This is a genomic window from Natrarchaeobius oligotrophus, assembly GCF_003841465.1.
In the GTDB taxonomy this organism is placed as follows: Archaea; Halobacteriota; Halobacteria; order Halobacteriales; family Natrialbaceae; genus Natrarchaeobius; species Natrarchaeobius oligotrophus.
Genome location: NZ_REFZ01000014.1, coordinates 53,937 through 67,231, shown reverse-complemented (window position 1 = coordinate 67,231; position 13,295 = coordinate 53,937). Strand labels below are relative to the sequence as shown.

At 64.4% G+C, this 13,295-nt stretch carries 14 protein-coding genes; 7 read left to right on the top strand and 7 right to left on the bottom strand.

What is annotated here, in order from left to right:
- Nucleotides 1-16 precede the first annotated feature (16 nt).
- Nucleotides 17-676: a DUF6517 family protein gene (locus EA472_RS16950; RefSeq protein ID WP_165874933.1), complete on the top strand. Its 660-nt coding sequence runs from the start codon at nt 17-19 to the stop codon at nt 674-676.
- Nucleotides 677-850: 174 nt separating this feature from the next.
- On the opposite strand, the gene arcS is transcribed toward EA472_RS16950, so the two are convergent.
- The gene (gene arcS / locus EA472_RS16945; protein WP_124192696.1) at nt 851-2,617 is read right to left on the bottom strand and encodes an archaeosine synthase subunit alpha; all 1,767 of its coding nucleotides are present in this window, start codon (nt 2,615-2,617) and stop codon (nt 851-853) included.
- Between the two features lie 122 nt (nt 2,618-2,739).
- Here arcS and EA472_RS16940 point away from each other — a divergent pair, with 122 nt between their 5' ends.
- Complete coding sequence (locus tag EA472_RS16940; RefSeq protein ID WP_124192695.1) at nt 2,740-3,657, top strand: DMT family transporter; 918 nt, start codon at nt 2,740-2,742, stop codon at nt 3,655-3,657.
- Between the two features lie 65 nt (nt 3,658-3,722).
- Here EA472_RS16940 and EA472_RS16935 read toward each other — a convergent pair whose 3' ends face one another.
- Entirely contained in the window at nt 3,723-4,085 is a 363-nt protein-coding gene (locus tag EA472_RS16935) for a TRAM domain-containing protein (protein WP_124192694.1), read from the bottom strand.
- 110 nt (nt 4,086-4,195) lie between these two features.
- Here EA472_RS16935 and EA472_RS16930 point away from each other — a divergent pair, with 110 nt between their 5' ends.
- Nucleotides 4,196-4,501 (top strand): HalOD1 output domain-containing protein, encoded by a 306-nt coding sequence (locus tag EA472_RS16930; RefSeq protein ID WP_207891176.1) that lies wholly within the window; start codon nt 4,196-4,198, stop codon nt 4,499-4,501.
- A 127-nt stretch (nt 4,502-4,628) separates the two neighbouring features.
- Here EA472_RS16930 and tgtA read toward each other — a convergent pair whose 3' ends face one another.
- A complete protein-coding gene (gene tgtA, locus EA472_RS16925; RefSeq protein ID WP_124192693.1) occupies nt 4,629-6,104 on the bottom strand; it encodes a tRNA guanosine(15) transglycosylase TgtA in 1,476 nt (491 codons plus the stop codon).
- 252 nt (nt 6,105-6,356) lie between these two features.
- Here tgtA and EA472_RS22615 point away from each other — a divergent pair, with 252 nt between their 5' ends.
- Together EA472_RS22615 and EA472_RS16915 are read left to right on the top strand one after the other, a co-directional pair.
- Nucleotides 6,357-7,706: a hypothetical protein gene (locus tag EA472_RS22615; RefSeq protein WP_165874932.1), complete on the top strand. Its 1,350-nt coding sequence runs from the start codon at nt 6,357-6,359 to the stop codon at nt 7,704-7,706.
- Between the two features lie 488 nt (nt 7,707-8,194).
- Nucleotides 8,195-9,550, top strand: coding sequence for a hypothetical protein (locus EA472_RS16915; RefSeq protein ID WP_124192692.1), 1,356 nt, complete (start codon nt 8,195-8,197; stop codon nt 9,548-9,550).
- 265 nt (nt 9,551-9,815) lie between these two features.
- Here EA472_RS16915 and EA472_RS16910 read toward each other — a convergent pair whose 3' ends face one another.
- Nucleotides 9,816-10,376 (bottom strand): NUDIX hydrolase, encoded by a 561-nt coding sequence (locus EA472_RS16910; protein ID WP_124192691.1) that lies wholly within the window; start codon nt 10,374-10,376, stop codon nt 9,816-9,818.
- Nucleotides 10,377-10,563: 187 nt separating this feature from the next.
- Here EA472_RS16910 and EA472_RS16905 point away from each other — a divergent pair, with 187 nt between their 5' ends.
- On the top strand, nt 10,564-10,839 hold the full coding sequence (locus EA472_RS16905; protein ID WP_124192690.1) for a PadR family transcriptional regulator: 276 nt from the start codon (nt 10,564-10,566) through the stop codon (nt 10,837-10,839).
- Between the two features lie 34 nt (nt 10,840-10,873).
- Here the strand turns inward: EA472_RS16905 and EA472_RS23435 are convergent, their stop codons facing one another.
- The 3 genes from EA472_RS23435 to EA472_RS16890 all read right to left on the bottom strand — a co-directional run bounded on the left by EA472_RS23435 (nt 10,874) and on the right by EA472_RS16890 (nt 12,728).
- On the bottom strand, nt 10,874-11,101 hold the full coding sequence (locus EA472_RS23435) for a DUF4397 domain-containing protein (protein WP_394341354.1): 228 nt from the start codon (nt 11,099-11,101) through the stop codon (nt 10,874-10,876).
- 452 nt (nt 11,102-11,553) lie between these two features.
- Nucleotides 11,554-12,276, bottom strand: coding sequence for a hypothetical protein (locus tag EA472_RS16895; RefSeq protein WP_124192688.1), 723 nt, complete (start codon nt 12,274-12,276; stop codon nt 11,554-11,556).
- 230 nt (nt 12,277-12,506) lie between these two features.
- On the bottom strand, nt 12,507-12,728 hold the full coding sequence (locus tag EA472_RS16890; RefSeq protein WP_124192687.1) for a hypothetical protein: 222 nt from the start codon (nt 12,726-12,728) through the stop codon (nt 12,507-12,509).
- A gap of 174 nt (nt 12,729-12,902) precedes the next feature.
- Here EA472_RS16890 and EA472_RS16885 point away from each other — a divergent pair, with 174 nt between their 5' ends.
- Entirely contained in the window at nt 12,903-13,253 is a 351-nt protein-coding gene (locus tag EA472_RS16885; RefSeq protein WP_124192686.1) for a hypothetical protein, read from the top strand.
- Nucleotides 13,254-13,295: the final 42 nt, after the last annotated feature.

Here is a 13,295-nt window from a genome sequence, read left to right as displayed (position 1 = left end):
ATCGAGACGAACCTTCTTGACACTCGGTGCGAGCACAGCGATAGCAACTACAGCTGGATGTACCGCGAGTATGCCGTTTGTCGGCGACGAGCCGATGGAGTTCGAAGCGGACCCGGCATCGATTCCGCAATCCGCTCTGGACGAGACGGGGTACGACGAGCACGCAATCGAGGACGTCTGGATCGAGCGGACGTTCGAAGCAGGCGGTCAAACGCAGGACGTCGTTGTCACGAATTGGCAGGCAGAGTACGACAAGACGATCGACCTGGGAAAACTGGGAGTACCGATCGACGAACGCCTTCGCGCAGCCGTTTGCACGGCACTCACGACCCCGAAAGTGAGCGTGCTCGACCGGACGTTCAACCCCGTCGGCGAGATGACGAGCGAGGAACTCGCGGAGATGGTACAGGATCGCTACGAGGGGATGGAGAACCTGGAACGGGTTGACGAGGACGTGGTCTCTATCACCGGTGAATCGACGACTGTTGGCGAATTCGAGGCAGAGGCTGACCTCGTCGGAGAAGGAGTCTCGATCGACCTCACGCTTCACATTGCAGAAGCGGTCGAATCCGGAGACGACCTCGTCGTCGGCGTCGGTGGGTATCCCACCGAATTGCGGAGCGGTGAACGACCGAATATCGTTTCCTTATTCGAAGCTATCGAGCATAACGGATAGGCTTACTAACTGAGATCTGCTACATTTGCGCCCTGTACTCGGCACGACACTACAAACGCCACTCGAACCCGATAGAAAACTCGGGTAAATAAGCGCGTGTAGTGCATACGTCGGACGGCAACTGCTACTATCGCTCGAGTCGAGCCCGGTGCTCCACACCGGCGACTCCCCGTTTCACTTCTCTTCGACGTGGCGAATCTCGCAGGCGATCCCGCGCGTGCTCTCTTCCATCTCGCGGCCGAACATCTCGGCACGACCCACGCCGAACGCCCGCGGCCCCTCGACGACGACCTCGTCCCCGACGCGGATCTCCTCGTCGGCGTCGACGACGCCCGGCGCGAGCACGCTGCCGTGGGGGACGAAGCCGTCGATCTCGACGCGCTTCGTCGGCGCGTCGCTGTCGACCCACCGCTTTGCGCCCTCGAGCGTAAACGAGAGCGTCCCGTACTGGGGGACCATCGTCGCCAGCTGGGTGTCCGCTTCGTTGCGCACCTGGATCTTCGGGTAGCGACTCGTCGTTCGAATGTCCTCGAAGAGGTCGTCGCCCGCACCGTCGCCGAGCAGGTAGTCCGCGATCGCCCGGACGGTGTTGTGCTCTCGCTCGCGCTTCGAGTACTTCAGCTCGCCCGACAGCGCGTCCGAGAGGTTCGAAAGCGACTCGTCGTCGGTCGGATGGCCGCCCTCCGGGACGGTGTAAGTAATCTCGAGACCGTCGCCCTCCCACTCGTCCTCGACGCGCGAGACGATGTCGCGGTAGCCCTCGTCGGGAACGTGGGCGACGATTTTCGGGTACTCGTTTCGCTCGAGGTAGCGCCGCAGCACCGCCGCGACGAACTCCTTCTCGTCTTCGGACCACCGCCCCGTAACGACGGTGTCGTAGTGCTGGGCCGGGTAGGTCGTCTCGAGTTCCTGGGGAACGACGCCGATCGGGCTCGTCATCGAGACGAGGTGGGCGCGCCACTGGATCGCGTCGTGGAACTGGCCGTGGCTCTGTGACTCGCTGTACGGTTTGGTCGCCGAACAGGGGACGAGCACCAGCGGATTCGCAAACCGGTTCCGGTAGCGCGTCGTCACCCGATCGGCGTAGCGCTGGATCTCGACCCGGTGGAGGGTGTCCTCGGTCGCCGCGTCGATCCGCGCGTCGCGCAGGATCGGCGTTCGCTCCTCGAGGTAGCCCCACTGCGAATCCAGTTCGCGTAGCGCCGCGGTGAGCCACTGATCGTGACGGGCCTGTCCTTCGAGATAGTCCCGGAGGCGGCCGTCGCGGATGCGCCGGCGAACGATGCCGAGTTCGGCTCGCAACGCGTTGACGTTGTGTTCGGCGCAGTCCTCGCGAGTGAACTCCTCTCGAGGCTGTTGGCACGCCGGACACGAACACGGCAGTTCCTCGAGGTCCTCGAGGAAGTAGGCCTCGTCAGTCGTCAGGTACCGACCTTCGGTTCCGTTCACGACGGCCGCCGTCTCGTCGAAACAGTCGACGCCGGCGTAGGCGAGAAGCGCGACGTTTCGCGGCGTTGCGACGCCGGAGAGGTAGATTGCCGTATCGGTCGCCACGGCCTCGCGAACGGCGACGACGGCCTCGACGAGCGCCGAGCCGTGGCCGAGGAACGACTGGGCGTCCGAGACGACGTAGGCGTCGACGTTCTGATCGGTCGCGCTCTCGCTCGAGACGACCGCCGCGCTCGGGTAGTCGACGTCGGGGTGGTCGACGGCGAACGACTCTTGGACCTCCGGCGCGGTGCCGCCGGGAAACGCCCGGTGGGGGAGGACGGTGAGCCGTGCGTCGTCGCCGTCGGGTACCTCGCGTTCGCCGGTCCAGAGCGAGCCCGCGTCCTCGAGTACGTCGTCGACGAGCGCGGGCGTCGTCAGCGGCGACTCGAGCCGGAGTTCGCCGAGACGAGCGGCTCCATCGCGCTCGTGGATCTCGAAGTGGTCGGTCATACCAGAACTGGGACGGGGAAGGCGAAAGAGACTGTCGGTGTCCGCCGCACCGTCGAGACTGAACCCGACACCGGCCAGCGTTATTTCAGAGACGTTATCCATCAGCGATCGAAAGTGGGTGTATGGTCGTCGAATTATCTGACTCTCTACTCGGTGTGGGACTCGCGATCGTCGGCGCGATCGCGTTCTCGGGCCAGTTTTTATTCGTCCGTCTCGGGACCGACGGTGGAGACGTCAGCGACGCGGTGTTGGTCGTTCTGTTCTGTAACATCGCGCTCGTCGCCCCACCCGTGCTGGTGTTGTATCCCGCGCCGTACGGGGAACTGTTCACTCCGACTTCGATCGCAGCCTTTGCGGGGGCCGGTCTCGTGGGAATGTTCGTCGCCCGCCTCCTGATGTTCAAGAGCATTCAGGAGATCGGTGCGAGCCTGACGTCTCCGGTGATCGCCTCGAACGTGCTGTTCGCGACGGTGTTCGCCATCGCGTTCCTCGACGAGCGACTCACCGGAGTCCACCTCGTGGGCATTCTGCTGATCGTCGCCGGACTGGCGGTCGTCTCCTGGGAGACGGCGGCGACGACCAGCCCCGGACAGTCGATCCGAGAGACGGGTGCGACGCTCGTATTGCCGCTGGCCGCCGCCGTCTGCATCGGGATGGAACCGATTTTCGTCTCGATCGGGCTGGCCGAGGGAACGGCGATCCTCCCCGGACTCACGATCATGGCGATCGCGGGCACGATCGGATTCGTCGGCTACCTCGCGATCACCGGATCGCTGCGTCCGTTTCCGATCAGGACCAGGGCGACGGCGTGGTACGTCGGCGCTGGCGTCTCCACGACGGCCGGCTTCCTCGCGTACTTCGCGGCGCTCGAGGTCGCGCCCGTCGTCATCGTGATGCCGCTGCTTCAGCTTACGCCCCTGATCGTCGCCGGCCTCTCGATGGTGTTTCTCCCCCAGCGATTGGAGCGAGTCACCTGGCGCGTCGGCGCGTCTGCGCTGATCGTCGTGATCGGAGCGACGCTCGTCTCGCTGTCGGGATGAACGCGACGAAACGAACCGGCGGGACCGATCAGAGTGGCGGTATCGACGTGACGGGAGACGACAGGCTACGACCGGCCGGCGTACGTCGCGGTCGCAGACGTGTACCCTCGGTTGAACGAGAGTACCTTGAACTCGATCACGTCGGTCGCCTCGAGGTCGTCGGGAACGTCTTCGACGAAGACGACGAACCCCTCGACCTTGCAGACGGCGTGGCGCTCGCCCGTGTGGTGGTCGCTAAACTCGTAGATCGCTGCCGCGTGTACGTCCCCGACGTCGACCGGCGGCTCGCGTTTCTGTGCGTTTCTGTGGCGCTGCCGGGATTCCGCCCGGTCCGACGACCGGCTCCCGCCGCTGGTCCGACGCCTCACCCACGACGCGAACGCGACGACGACGATCACGCCCAGCACGAGCGACGCTGCCCCGAGCATACTGAAACTGGACGGCGCTCACCTCTTTGGTGTTCTGATCCGACTCGGGCTCCGGCGAACCGGTGGGAACCGACAGCACCTTTTTACGCATCCGACGACTCCACTCGATCGTGAATCACGCCGTTACTGACCTCCGCGAAGGCGCTGACGACGTTAGCCTCGCCGTCGTCGACGCGGTTGCACGCCAGCGCGACGTCGATCCCGTCTCCCTCCCGCCGCTGTACGAGTGGATCGAGCCCGACGCGCTCGACGCGCTCTTGGCCGAGGACCAACGAACCGATCGGAACGTTCGACTCGAGTTCGAGTACGCCGGACACGTCGTCCTCGTCGAGCGCACCGACGAGCTGACCGTCGTCGTCGACGGGATGGCGACGCCCGCAGCGGACTCGTCCGGAAGTGCCGATCAGGCGGCGTAACCGATCCCGGTCGATTCGGACCCGGCGCCGGCCGACGATCCAGCGGTGTGCCGAGGTGGTCGTTCGTATCGCCTTCGGCGACCGTCTCAGCCGGTAGCGTCGAGACTAGCCGTCTGTAGTACCGAGACTAGCCGTCGTTCAGATCGGTTACGCGGACCCGCTCCGGAACTCGCTCGAGCGCCGTCGCGGGCCAGCTACGGTGACCGAGCGTGAACTCCGTCTTCGGGTTCGCCTCGACGAGCCGGCTGATCCCGTCGGCGGCGGCTTCGAGCGCCGCGCGATCCGTCCGATCCGGCACCTCCGCCGTCAGCGGGTAGCTCTTCGAGAGCGCCCGCGGGAAGGGGCCAAACGGCGGCTCGACGCGCCACGATTCGTCGAACTCGTCGGTTCGGGCCGATTCGCCCTCGGTGAGAAAGAGCGAGTCCGGAACCGACAGCCGCTCGAGGCGCCGGTGGTGACGCAGTACCTCGGGACGACGCGCGCTCTCGTGGGACGTGTAGAAGAACGCACCTTTGGAGACCGGATCCGACCGCTCGAGCTGTTCGGCGTGGTCGAGCAGCGCTCGGTAGCCGTCGAGCATCGCTGGATGCGCCCGAGCGCGCTGTTCGACCAGTTCGAGCAGGTCCCCCGACCGGACGGCCTGCTTGATCCGCCGAATCTCCGCGAAAGTGACGTGGAGGTTGTGGGCCGCGAGTTCCGTCTCGCGTCTGTCGTCGGGTAACGACCGCAGGTCGTCCGGCGAGTGCTCGGCGCAGACGGGACACGGACAGGGGAGGTACTCGAGGTCCTCGAGCTGTCGGGTGCCGCTGACGGTGAGGTACCGGTCGTCGCGGGCGTAGAGTGCGTACGCCGCGGAGTCGAACAGGTCACACCCCATCGCGACGCCGAGCGCGAACATCATCGGGTGGCCGGCGCCGAAGAGGTGGACGGGCGCGTCGGCACCCAGGCCGCGTTTTGCGGCGGCGACGACGTCGACCACGTCGTCGTAACGGTAGTCGTTCATCAGCGGCACCACCGCGCCGACGGGAAAGACGTCGAGGTCGGTCGCGTCGGCGTGGCGGCCGGCCGACTCGCGCAGGTCCGGGTAGGTCGATCCCTGGACGGGTGCGTTGACGAGCATGTCTCCCGTCTCGACGTCTTGCGCGGCTTCGAGTCGGCGCTGGGTCGTCTCGAGTTCGTCTTCGGCCCGCTCGCGCGAGACGTCGGGCGGCGTGGGAATGTCGACCGGCGTTCCGATGTCGGAGCCGATCGCGCGCTGGAACTCGAGGATCTCTTCGGTCGTGACGTCGATTTCGCCGTACTCGGCCAGCTGGAAGGAGCCGGAGTCGGTCATGATCGCGCCCGGGAACTCGAGCAACTCGTGGAGTCCGACCTCGAGCGCGCGCTCCCGGACGTCGTCGGTTCCGTAGATGATGTACGAGTTCGTGATGAGGATCTCGGCCCCGAACTCCTCGGCGAGGCGGCGGGGGCTGATCGTATCTAAATTCGGATTAATCACCGGCAGGAGCGCGGGCGTTTCGACGGTTACGCCGGCGCTCGGCACGGTGAGGCTCCCGATTCGTCCGCCCACGTCGGTGTCCCGGACTTCGAAGCACTCACGCATCGACCGTGTGTTGGCGGGCGCAGCGGTAAGGATTCCGTTCTCCGACAGAGACATCCGTGGCGGCGAACGCAAGCACAACGAGGACCCGCTTTCGGACGGCCGATCGATTTCGGCGAACGACAGTCTATCGGCGTCGAGGCCGGTGAAAAGTCGATTATGCCCGTCGGCAAAACGCTCAATTTTGGTTTTCGTTCGGATAATCTCGTAACAGTCGGCTCGTTTTAGCCCCGAAAAGCCTGTAGACCGGAGCGCATGGTTTCACGACCGCAGAAACTCGGTGTCGTGTTCGTTGCGTTGATGGTCGCACTCTCCGGAGGCCCTGCCTTCGCGGGTGCGCTGTCGACCGCGGACGACGCCGGAGACATGAGCGCAACACTCGAAGACGCACAGGTAGACACGCTAGAACTCGACGACGTCACCGTCGAGAACGCGACGATCGAGGAGCTGACCGTCGAGGACCTCGACGTGGATGAAGACGAACTCGAGGACGCCCTCGACGAGGACGACGATGCCGACGCGGACGACGCGGACGATAACGGCGTCACAGATGACGACGGACTCGACGACGAGGCCGACGACAACGGCGTCGACGACGCTGACGATGCGGCCGATAACGACGTCGACGCTGACGACGATACCGAAGACGACGAAGTGACCATCTCGGACATCGAGATCGAACAGCTCGAGCTCGAGGACGTCTCGATCGAAGACCTCGAGGTCGACGAAGACGACGAACTCGATGACGACGCGAACGGTCTGGATGACGACGCGAACGATAACGGCGTCGATGACGCCGACGACGGTCTCGACGACGCTGACGACGAGAACGGCCTCGACGACGATGAGGCCGACGACAACGGCGTCGACGACGCTGATGACGGGCTCGATCTGATCGACGAGGACGCTGACGAACTCACGATCGAGGAGCTCACGATCGAGGAGATGAACGTCGAGCAGCTGTCGATCGAGGAGCTAACCGTCGAGGACGACGAGGCTGACGACCTCGGCGAGGAAGATGACGACGCCGTCGACGACGCTGACGACGAGAACGGTCTCGACGATGCCGACGACGAGAACGGCCTCGACGATGCCGACGACGAGAACGGCGTCGATGAGGAGGATGACGACGTCGACGCCGCCGAGGAGATCGACGAACTCACCATCGAACAGTTCGACGTCGACGACGTCACCGTCGAATCGATGACCATCGAATCGCTCGAGGAAGATGACGACGCCGTCGACGACGCTGACGACGAGAACGGCCTCGACGATGCCGACGACGAGAACGGCCTCGACGACGATGAGGCCGACGACGAGAACGGCCTCGACGATGCCGACGACGAGAACGGTCTCGACGACGATGAGGCCGACGACGCTGACGATGACGTCGACGCAGACGACGGCGAAACCGTCTCCGAGGTCTCCGCCTCCTCGATCACGATCGGTGACGCGACGGCGGACTCCGTGACCCTCGGCGACGCCGACGACCTCGAGGACGTCGACGATGACGACGCGGACGAGGACGACGACTTCGACGACGACGCTGACGACGGCCTCGATGACACCGAAGACGATCAGCCATCGATTTCGGTCCTGGGCTGATCGACGCGAGGGCGAACGGTACTGACCGCGTTCCGAACGATCGCGGGCGATCTTTTTTCGACGCCGAACGAGTAGCCGTTGCACTCGCGGTGACGAACGGCGCTTTCGATCGACCGTCGTCGGAGCGCGACCGGCGCTCGTTGGATTCGGACCCACCGAGACGTCGGCCCGTCGAACTTCCCCACCCCTCGAGTTTGGACGGTCTTCCGTGGCAGATGGTCGTCGTTCGGAGACAGTCGTTTCCGCCGACGGGTTCGTCGGTAACGTTCCGTTCTCCGACATTCACAATAACGCGGTAGCGCGTGCAAGCCAAACCGAATTTCCCGTCGAATATCGTCCCGAGCTAGCCGATCGAGACACCCGTCGAAGCCAACGGAATGAACGACGGATTAGCGGTCGGCGAGCGAACACCAACTTCCGTTTTCGTCGAGATAATTTCGTAACAGTCGGTTCGTTTTAGCCCGCAAAGCGCCGTAGGGCGGAGCGCAATGGTTTCACGACCGCAGAAACTCGGTGTCGTGTTCGTTGCCCTGCTGGTCGCGATGTCGGGGGGTCCTGCCCTCGCCGGTGCGACGTCGGGCGCGGACGACGCCGGAGACGTGAGCGCAACACTCGAGAACGTACAGGTGGGCGAACTCGAACTCGACGACGTCACCGTCGAAAACGCGACGATCGAGGAGTTGAGCGTCGATTCGCTCGAGGCTGAGGAAGACGAACTCGAGGAGGAGCTCGAGGATGACGACGAGGCCGACGAAAATGACGACGTCGAAGCGCAAGAGGAAGACACTGGCGTCGCTGACAACGAGGAAGTCGAAGCCGATGACGATCCGAACGCGGAGGATGACGGCGCCGCTGCCCAGGACGACGAGAACGCACAGGATGACGAGGACGACCTCGCTCAGGCCGAGGACGTGACGATCTCGGACATCGAGATCGAACAGCTCGAACTCGAGGACGTCTCGATCGAGGACCTCGAGATCGACGAGGACGACGGCGACGAGATGGACGAGGAAGATGACGCCCTCGACGAGGAGATGGAAGATGATGACGAGATGGAAGATAACGGCGTCGACGACGATGAGGCCGACGAGAACGGTCTCGAAGACGATGAGGCCGACGAGAACGACGTTGGCGACGAGCAGGATCTGATCGACGAGGACGCTGACGAGCTCACGATCGAGGAGCTCACGATCGAGGAGATGAACGTCGAGCAGATGACCATCACCGAACTGACCGTCGAGGACGACGGCCTGATCGACCAGATCGGTGACTGGTTCGAGGGACTGTTCAACGATGACGACGAGGACGAGGCCGACGGCGAAGACGAGAACGACGCTGTCGACGACGACGGCATCGTCAACGATGAGAACGACGAGAACGACGAAGTGACCACCCAGGAGTTCGACGAACTCACCATCGAACAGTTCGACGTCGAGTCGGTCTCCATCGATTCGATGAGCATCGAGTCGCTCGAGGAGGCTGACGAGGAAGACGACGAAATGGACGACGACGAAAACGACGTGGCCGACGACGAGGACGAGGCTGACGACGGCATCGCCAACGACGAAGACGGCGAGGACGAGGCTGACGACGACGACGGCATCGTCAACGGAGAGGACGACGACGCTGACGACGAGAACGACGTCGCCGAGACCGAAACCGTCTCACAGGCATCCGCCACGTCGATGTCCATCGACAACGTGAACGCCGAAACCGTGACGATCGGCGACGCACAGGACCTCGAAGCACTCGACGAGGAGGACGACGAAAATGAGGTCGACGACGATGAGGCCGACGAGGACGCTGACGCCGACGAGCAGCCCTCGATCGCCGTCGCGAACTGATCGTCACCCACTCGCCACGGCTTCCGAGCCGTACCCGCAATCGGCAGTTCGACGTTCCTTTTTCACACGCCGGGCTCACGACTCCGATAGCGCCTCGACTCCTCGGTTCCGCTCGAGTCGGCGCTCGTGCGAACCGACACTCGAGGGATCCACTGCGAACCATCTCTTCGAGCGGCCGCGCGCTCACACGAATTGCTGTACCGGCGTACCGCTGCGACCGGGGACGGTTCGCTGTCCCGCCGTCGACGACGGACGACAGACCGTATCAGGGCGCGTCGCCGTCCGCGAACAGTCGGTAGTACGAGATCGCGAGCACCGTCCGTCCGTCGCGGATTTCGCCCGAACCGATCTGGTCGATCAGCGTCTCGAACTCCGTCGTGGTCACGCGAATGCTCTCGTCGTGATCGAGTTCCTGTTCGGCCGTCGGGCGACAGTCGTATGCCGCGAAGACGTGCAACACCGCGTCCGCGACGCCGTTCGCCGGTTCGACGGTCACCAGCGGCTCGAGCCGGTCGGCTTCGTGGCCGGTCTCTTCCCCGAGTTCGCGCCGGGCGGCTGCCTCGAGGTCGGCGTCGTGCGGTTCGGTGCCGCCGACCGGCAGTCCCCGGTTGATTCGGTCGACGGCCTGTCGCCACTCCTCGATGCAGACGACGTCGCCGCTGGGGGTAAACGGGAGGATGCAGACGCTCGCCGGCTCGGAGAGGTAATCGAATTCGGTTTCGGCTCCGTCGGGGAGCCGAACGGACTCGTTAACGACGTCGAAGCCGGGACAGGAGTACGCTACCCGCCGGTCGAGGGTTTCCCAGGCGAGCGGATCTGCGGTCATACGGCCCGGTACGGCTACGGTATCAAAAAGCCTCCCGTCATCGACGACTGTGCGACCGCCCCTCGTGAGAACTGCGGGAAGGCGGCGGTGTACGTTTCTACGTCGACCGTTATCGGATAGTTCGGACACGTACCTGCACTATAACAAAGCCACGAATCAATGAACGTCGGGACTCAGAGGATGATCCATGGATCAACTCACTGGGTTTCAGCGTGACTTGCTGTACGTCATCGCAGGAAAAGATCGTCCGTCCGGCCAGGAGATCCTCGACGACATCAATCGATACATCGATCAACCGGTCACTCACGGCCGGCTGTATCCGAACCTCGATACGCTCGTCGACAGGGAACTCGTGGAAAAAGGACAGCTCGACCGACGGACGAACTACTACGCCCTGACCCCGAAGGGCCAACGCGTTTTACAGCGCCGTCAGGAGTGGGTCGACCAGTACGTCGACGTCTAGCTCCTGACATCGCTCGAGGACCGACAGGCTGTTTCTATCCGGCACGTTCCGCCCGCAGGACTGACGAGGCCGGGGCCGCGCCGCGCTCGCCGATCGAGGTGACCGTGTACGCCGCCGACTCGACGGCGAGTTCCTCCTCGATGGCGGCGGTCTCCGGATCACCGGCGGCCGTCACCGTCACGGTGTGCGTTCCGGGTGCGAGTTCGAGATACGGCGAAACGTCTCCGAACGCGACGTCCTCGAGAACCGGCTGGCCATCCACGTAGACGTCGACAGCCGGTGCGTCCGGCGACGCGTGTGCGACCCGGACAGCTCTGCCGTCTCGTCGTCGACCGTAGCCTTCTCGCTTCGTTTGTCGTCGCGCTCGCGCCGGCGAGCACCGTTCCGGAGAACGAAGCGCTCGCACCGACGATACCGATCGCTTTGAGCGACTCGCGCCGCGTTGGTGTCATACTCCGTCAATTTTTGGGCCGCCGATCGAGGACAACCGATAGTCCGTTCCCAGTATCGTCCTCGCGGTTACGCGAAGCGGTCGTTCGTAACCGGTGCGTACCGCCTGGAAGGCACTGCGTACACGTCCGTTCACACCGCCTGAACCGCGTCGTCACACTTCGGTGGGACGAGTCGAAGTCTGGCAGTTTCGTACGGACTGCCGTCCGTCGTTGCCGATGTAATCGCGACCGTCCGGCGGTCCCACCGGTACGACAGACCGTCTCAGTCGAACGAAACCGTCGAGAGGTCGGCCTCGAGCTCCTCGACGTGGTCGTTGAACGCGTCGACGAAGGCGTCGACGTCGTCGACGAGCCGACGAACTTCGTCCGCGGCGGGCGGGCCGTACTGCGAGACGAGGTAGGTTCCGTCCGAGCCGCCGACCCGGAGGTACGAGGCGACGTCGCCGTCCCACTTCAGCTCCCAGCGCGTTCCGGAGATGGTCGCCGCGTACGTCCCGTACTCGCCGTCGTAGCGATAGAGTTCGCTCGCCATCGCGTTCGCGACCTCGCGAATCCGATCGACGATGCGATCGCGCTCGGCGACGAGTTCGGCCGTCGACGAGACCGGGGGAAACTCCGTCGATACGTCCGCGAACATCCCTTCGAAGGACGCGACGTACTCGTTGTACGCCGCGACGAACGCTCCGTAGTCGGCCATCGCCGACTCGAGCGCCGCCGGTTCGGGCGGCTGTTTGCTCGAGACGACGTAGGTCTCCGCGCCGGATCTCGGATCGAACCGGAGGTACTGGACGTCGCCCGCCTCGTACTTGAGCGTCCAGCGTCCAGCGTCCGTTTCGAACGTCTCCTGACCGTAATCCCCGCCCTGCAAGAGTGCGAGCTCCCGCGCGATTTCGCCCGCGTGCGTTCGAACGCGTCTCGCAACCTCGTCGCGCTGCTGTGCGATCTCCCCCAGCCCGTCGACCGGATCCTCGAGTTCGTCCGTCATCGTTCTCACTCGAGGGAGGAGGCGAAACCGAGTAACGGTTGCGTTCGCGGAGCGGTATCCGCGACTCGAGGGATGCCGACGACACGGCCGGCGGGTTCACCGGCTGAGATGGCTCCGCGTCGGATTCGCCGGACCGAGTGATCGCGGCGTCTGCGGCGAGCGTCGGCCGAAGGGCGAACGTACCCGTCGCTGGTTGGACGGATCACGCCACAATCCGTGGAGAACCAGGACTACGGCTCTTCTTCGTCGTTCATCTCCTGTCCGTTCCCCGTCCCCTCCTCGGCGTCGGGGTCGTCTTCGGGATCGTCGGGTTCTTCGACCGGGTCCTCTTCGGGGTCGGCACCGTTGTCATCTTCGCCGGGGCCGCCACAGCCGGCGACGAGCATCGTCGAGACGGTCGCTCCTGCCATTCCGAGCATTCGACGGCGCGTCTTGCGAGTGTTCCGATCCATACCCACGGTCCACCCTCGAGATGTATAAACCGAAAGCCGACATCTGCGTGGTAGCGGCCCGTGAAATCGACCGATTTCGGACGGTTCGACCGGACGAACGGTCACGTCGGAGCGACAGATCCGTCGCCACGTGCCACCAGAGGGTTCATATCGTCCCGGTCGATACGGGATCGTATGACGTTTACCGTGTCGCGCGACGGCCAAACGCTCGTGACGCTCCACGAGGGGACGGATACGACCGCTCGAGACGAGGCGACGGCCGAACTCGCGACCGTCCTCGAGTCGCTCGTCTCGGAAGGCGAGATTTCGGACTGGGCGATCGACGACGCCGACGTGTACGAACATCCGACGGCTCCGTTCGAGCCGTACACGATCGAAGTCGGATTCGCGGTGTCGGTCGTCGTCGACGTCGACGACGCCGACCGGGCGGCGGCGGTCGGAACGGACGCCATCGACGACGCACTCGCGAACGCCGGTGTCGACGGCGTAACGTACACCTCGCAACCGGCGACGTCGGCCGCCTGAGCGGGTCGCCCGGACTTATGGCGCTCCGCGACGATGCCGAGG

What these genes read in the sequence shown, in the direction of transcription:
- EA472_RS16905 (WP_124192690.1), top strand. Translation starts at nt 10,564, where the DNA reads ATGGATCAACTCACTGGGTTTCAGCGTGACTTGCTGTACGTCATCGCA.
- EA472_RS16895 (WP_124192688.1), bottom strand. Translation starts at nt 12,276, where the DNA reads ATGACGGACGAACTCGAGGATCCGGTCGACGGGCTGGGGGAGATCGCA.
- EA472_RS16915 (WP_124192692.1), top strand. Translation starts at nt 8,195, where the DNA reads ATGGTTTCACGACCGCAGAAACTCGGTGTCGTGTTCGTTGCCCTGCTG.
- EA472_RS16885 (WP_124192686.1), top strand. Translation starts at nt 12,903, where the DNA reads ATGACGTTTACCGTGTCGCGCGACGGCCAAACGCTCGTGACGCTCCAC.
- EA472_RS16890 (WP_124192687.1), bottom strand. Translation starts at nt 12,728, where the DNA reads ATGGATCGGAACACTCGCAAGACGCGCCGTCGAATGCTCGGAATGGCA.
- EA472_RS22615 (WP_165874932.1), top strand. Translation starts at nt 6,357, where the DNA reads ATGGTTTCACGACCGCAGAAACTCGGTGTCGTGTTCGTTGCGTTGATG.
- EA472_RS16940 (WP_124192695.1), top strand. Translation starts at nt 2,740, where the DNA reads ATGGTCGTCGAATTATCTGACTCTCTACTCGGTGTGGGACTCGCGATC.
- arcS (WP_124192696.1), bottom strand. Translation starts at nt 2,617, where the DNA reads ATGACCGACCACTTCGAGATCCACGAGCGCGATGGAGCCGCTCGTCTC.
- EA472_RS16910 (WP_124192691.1), bottom strand. Translation starts at nt 10,376, where the DNA reads ATGACCGCAGATCCGCTCGCCTGGGAAACCCTCGACCGGCGGGTAGCG.
- EA472_RS16935 (WP_124192694.1), bottom strand. Translation starts at nt 4,085, where the DNA reads ATGCTCGGGGCAGCGTCGCTCGTGCTGGGCGTGATCGTCGTCGTCGCG.
- tgtA (WP_124192693.1), bottom strand. Translation starts at nt 6,104, where the DNA reads ATGCGTGAGTGCTTCGAAGTCCGGGACACCGACGTGGGCGGACGAATC.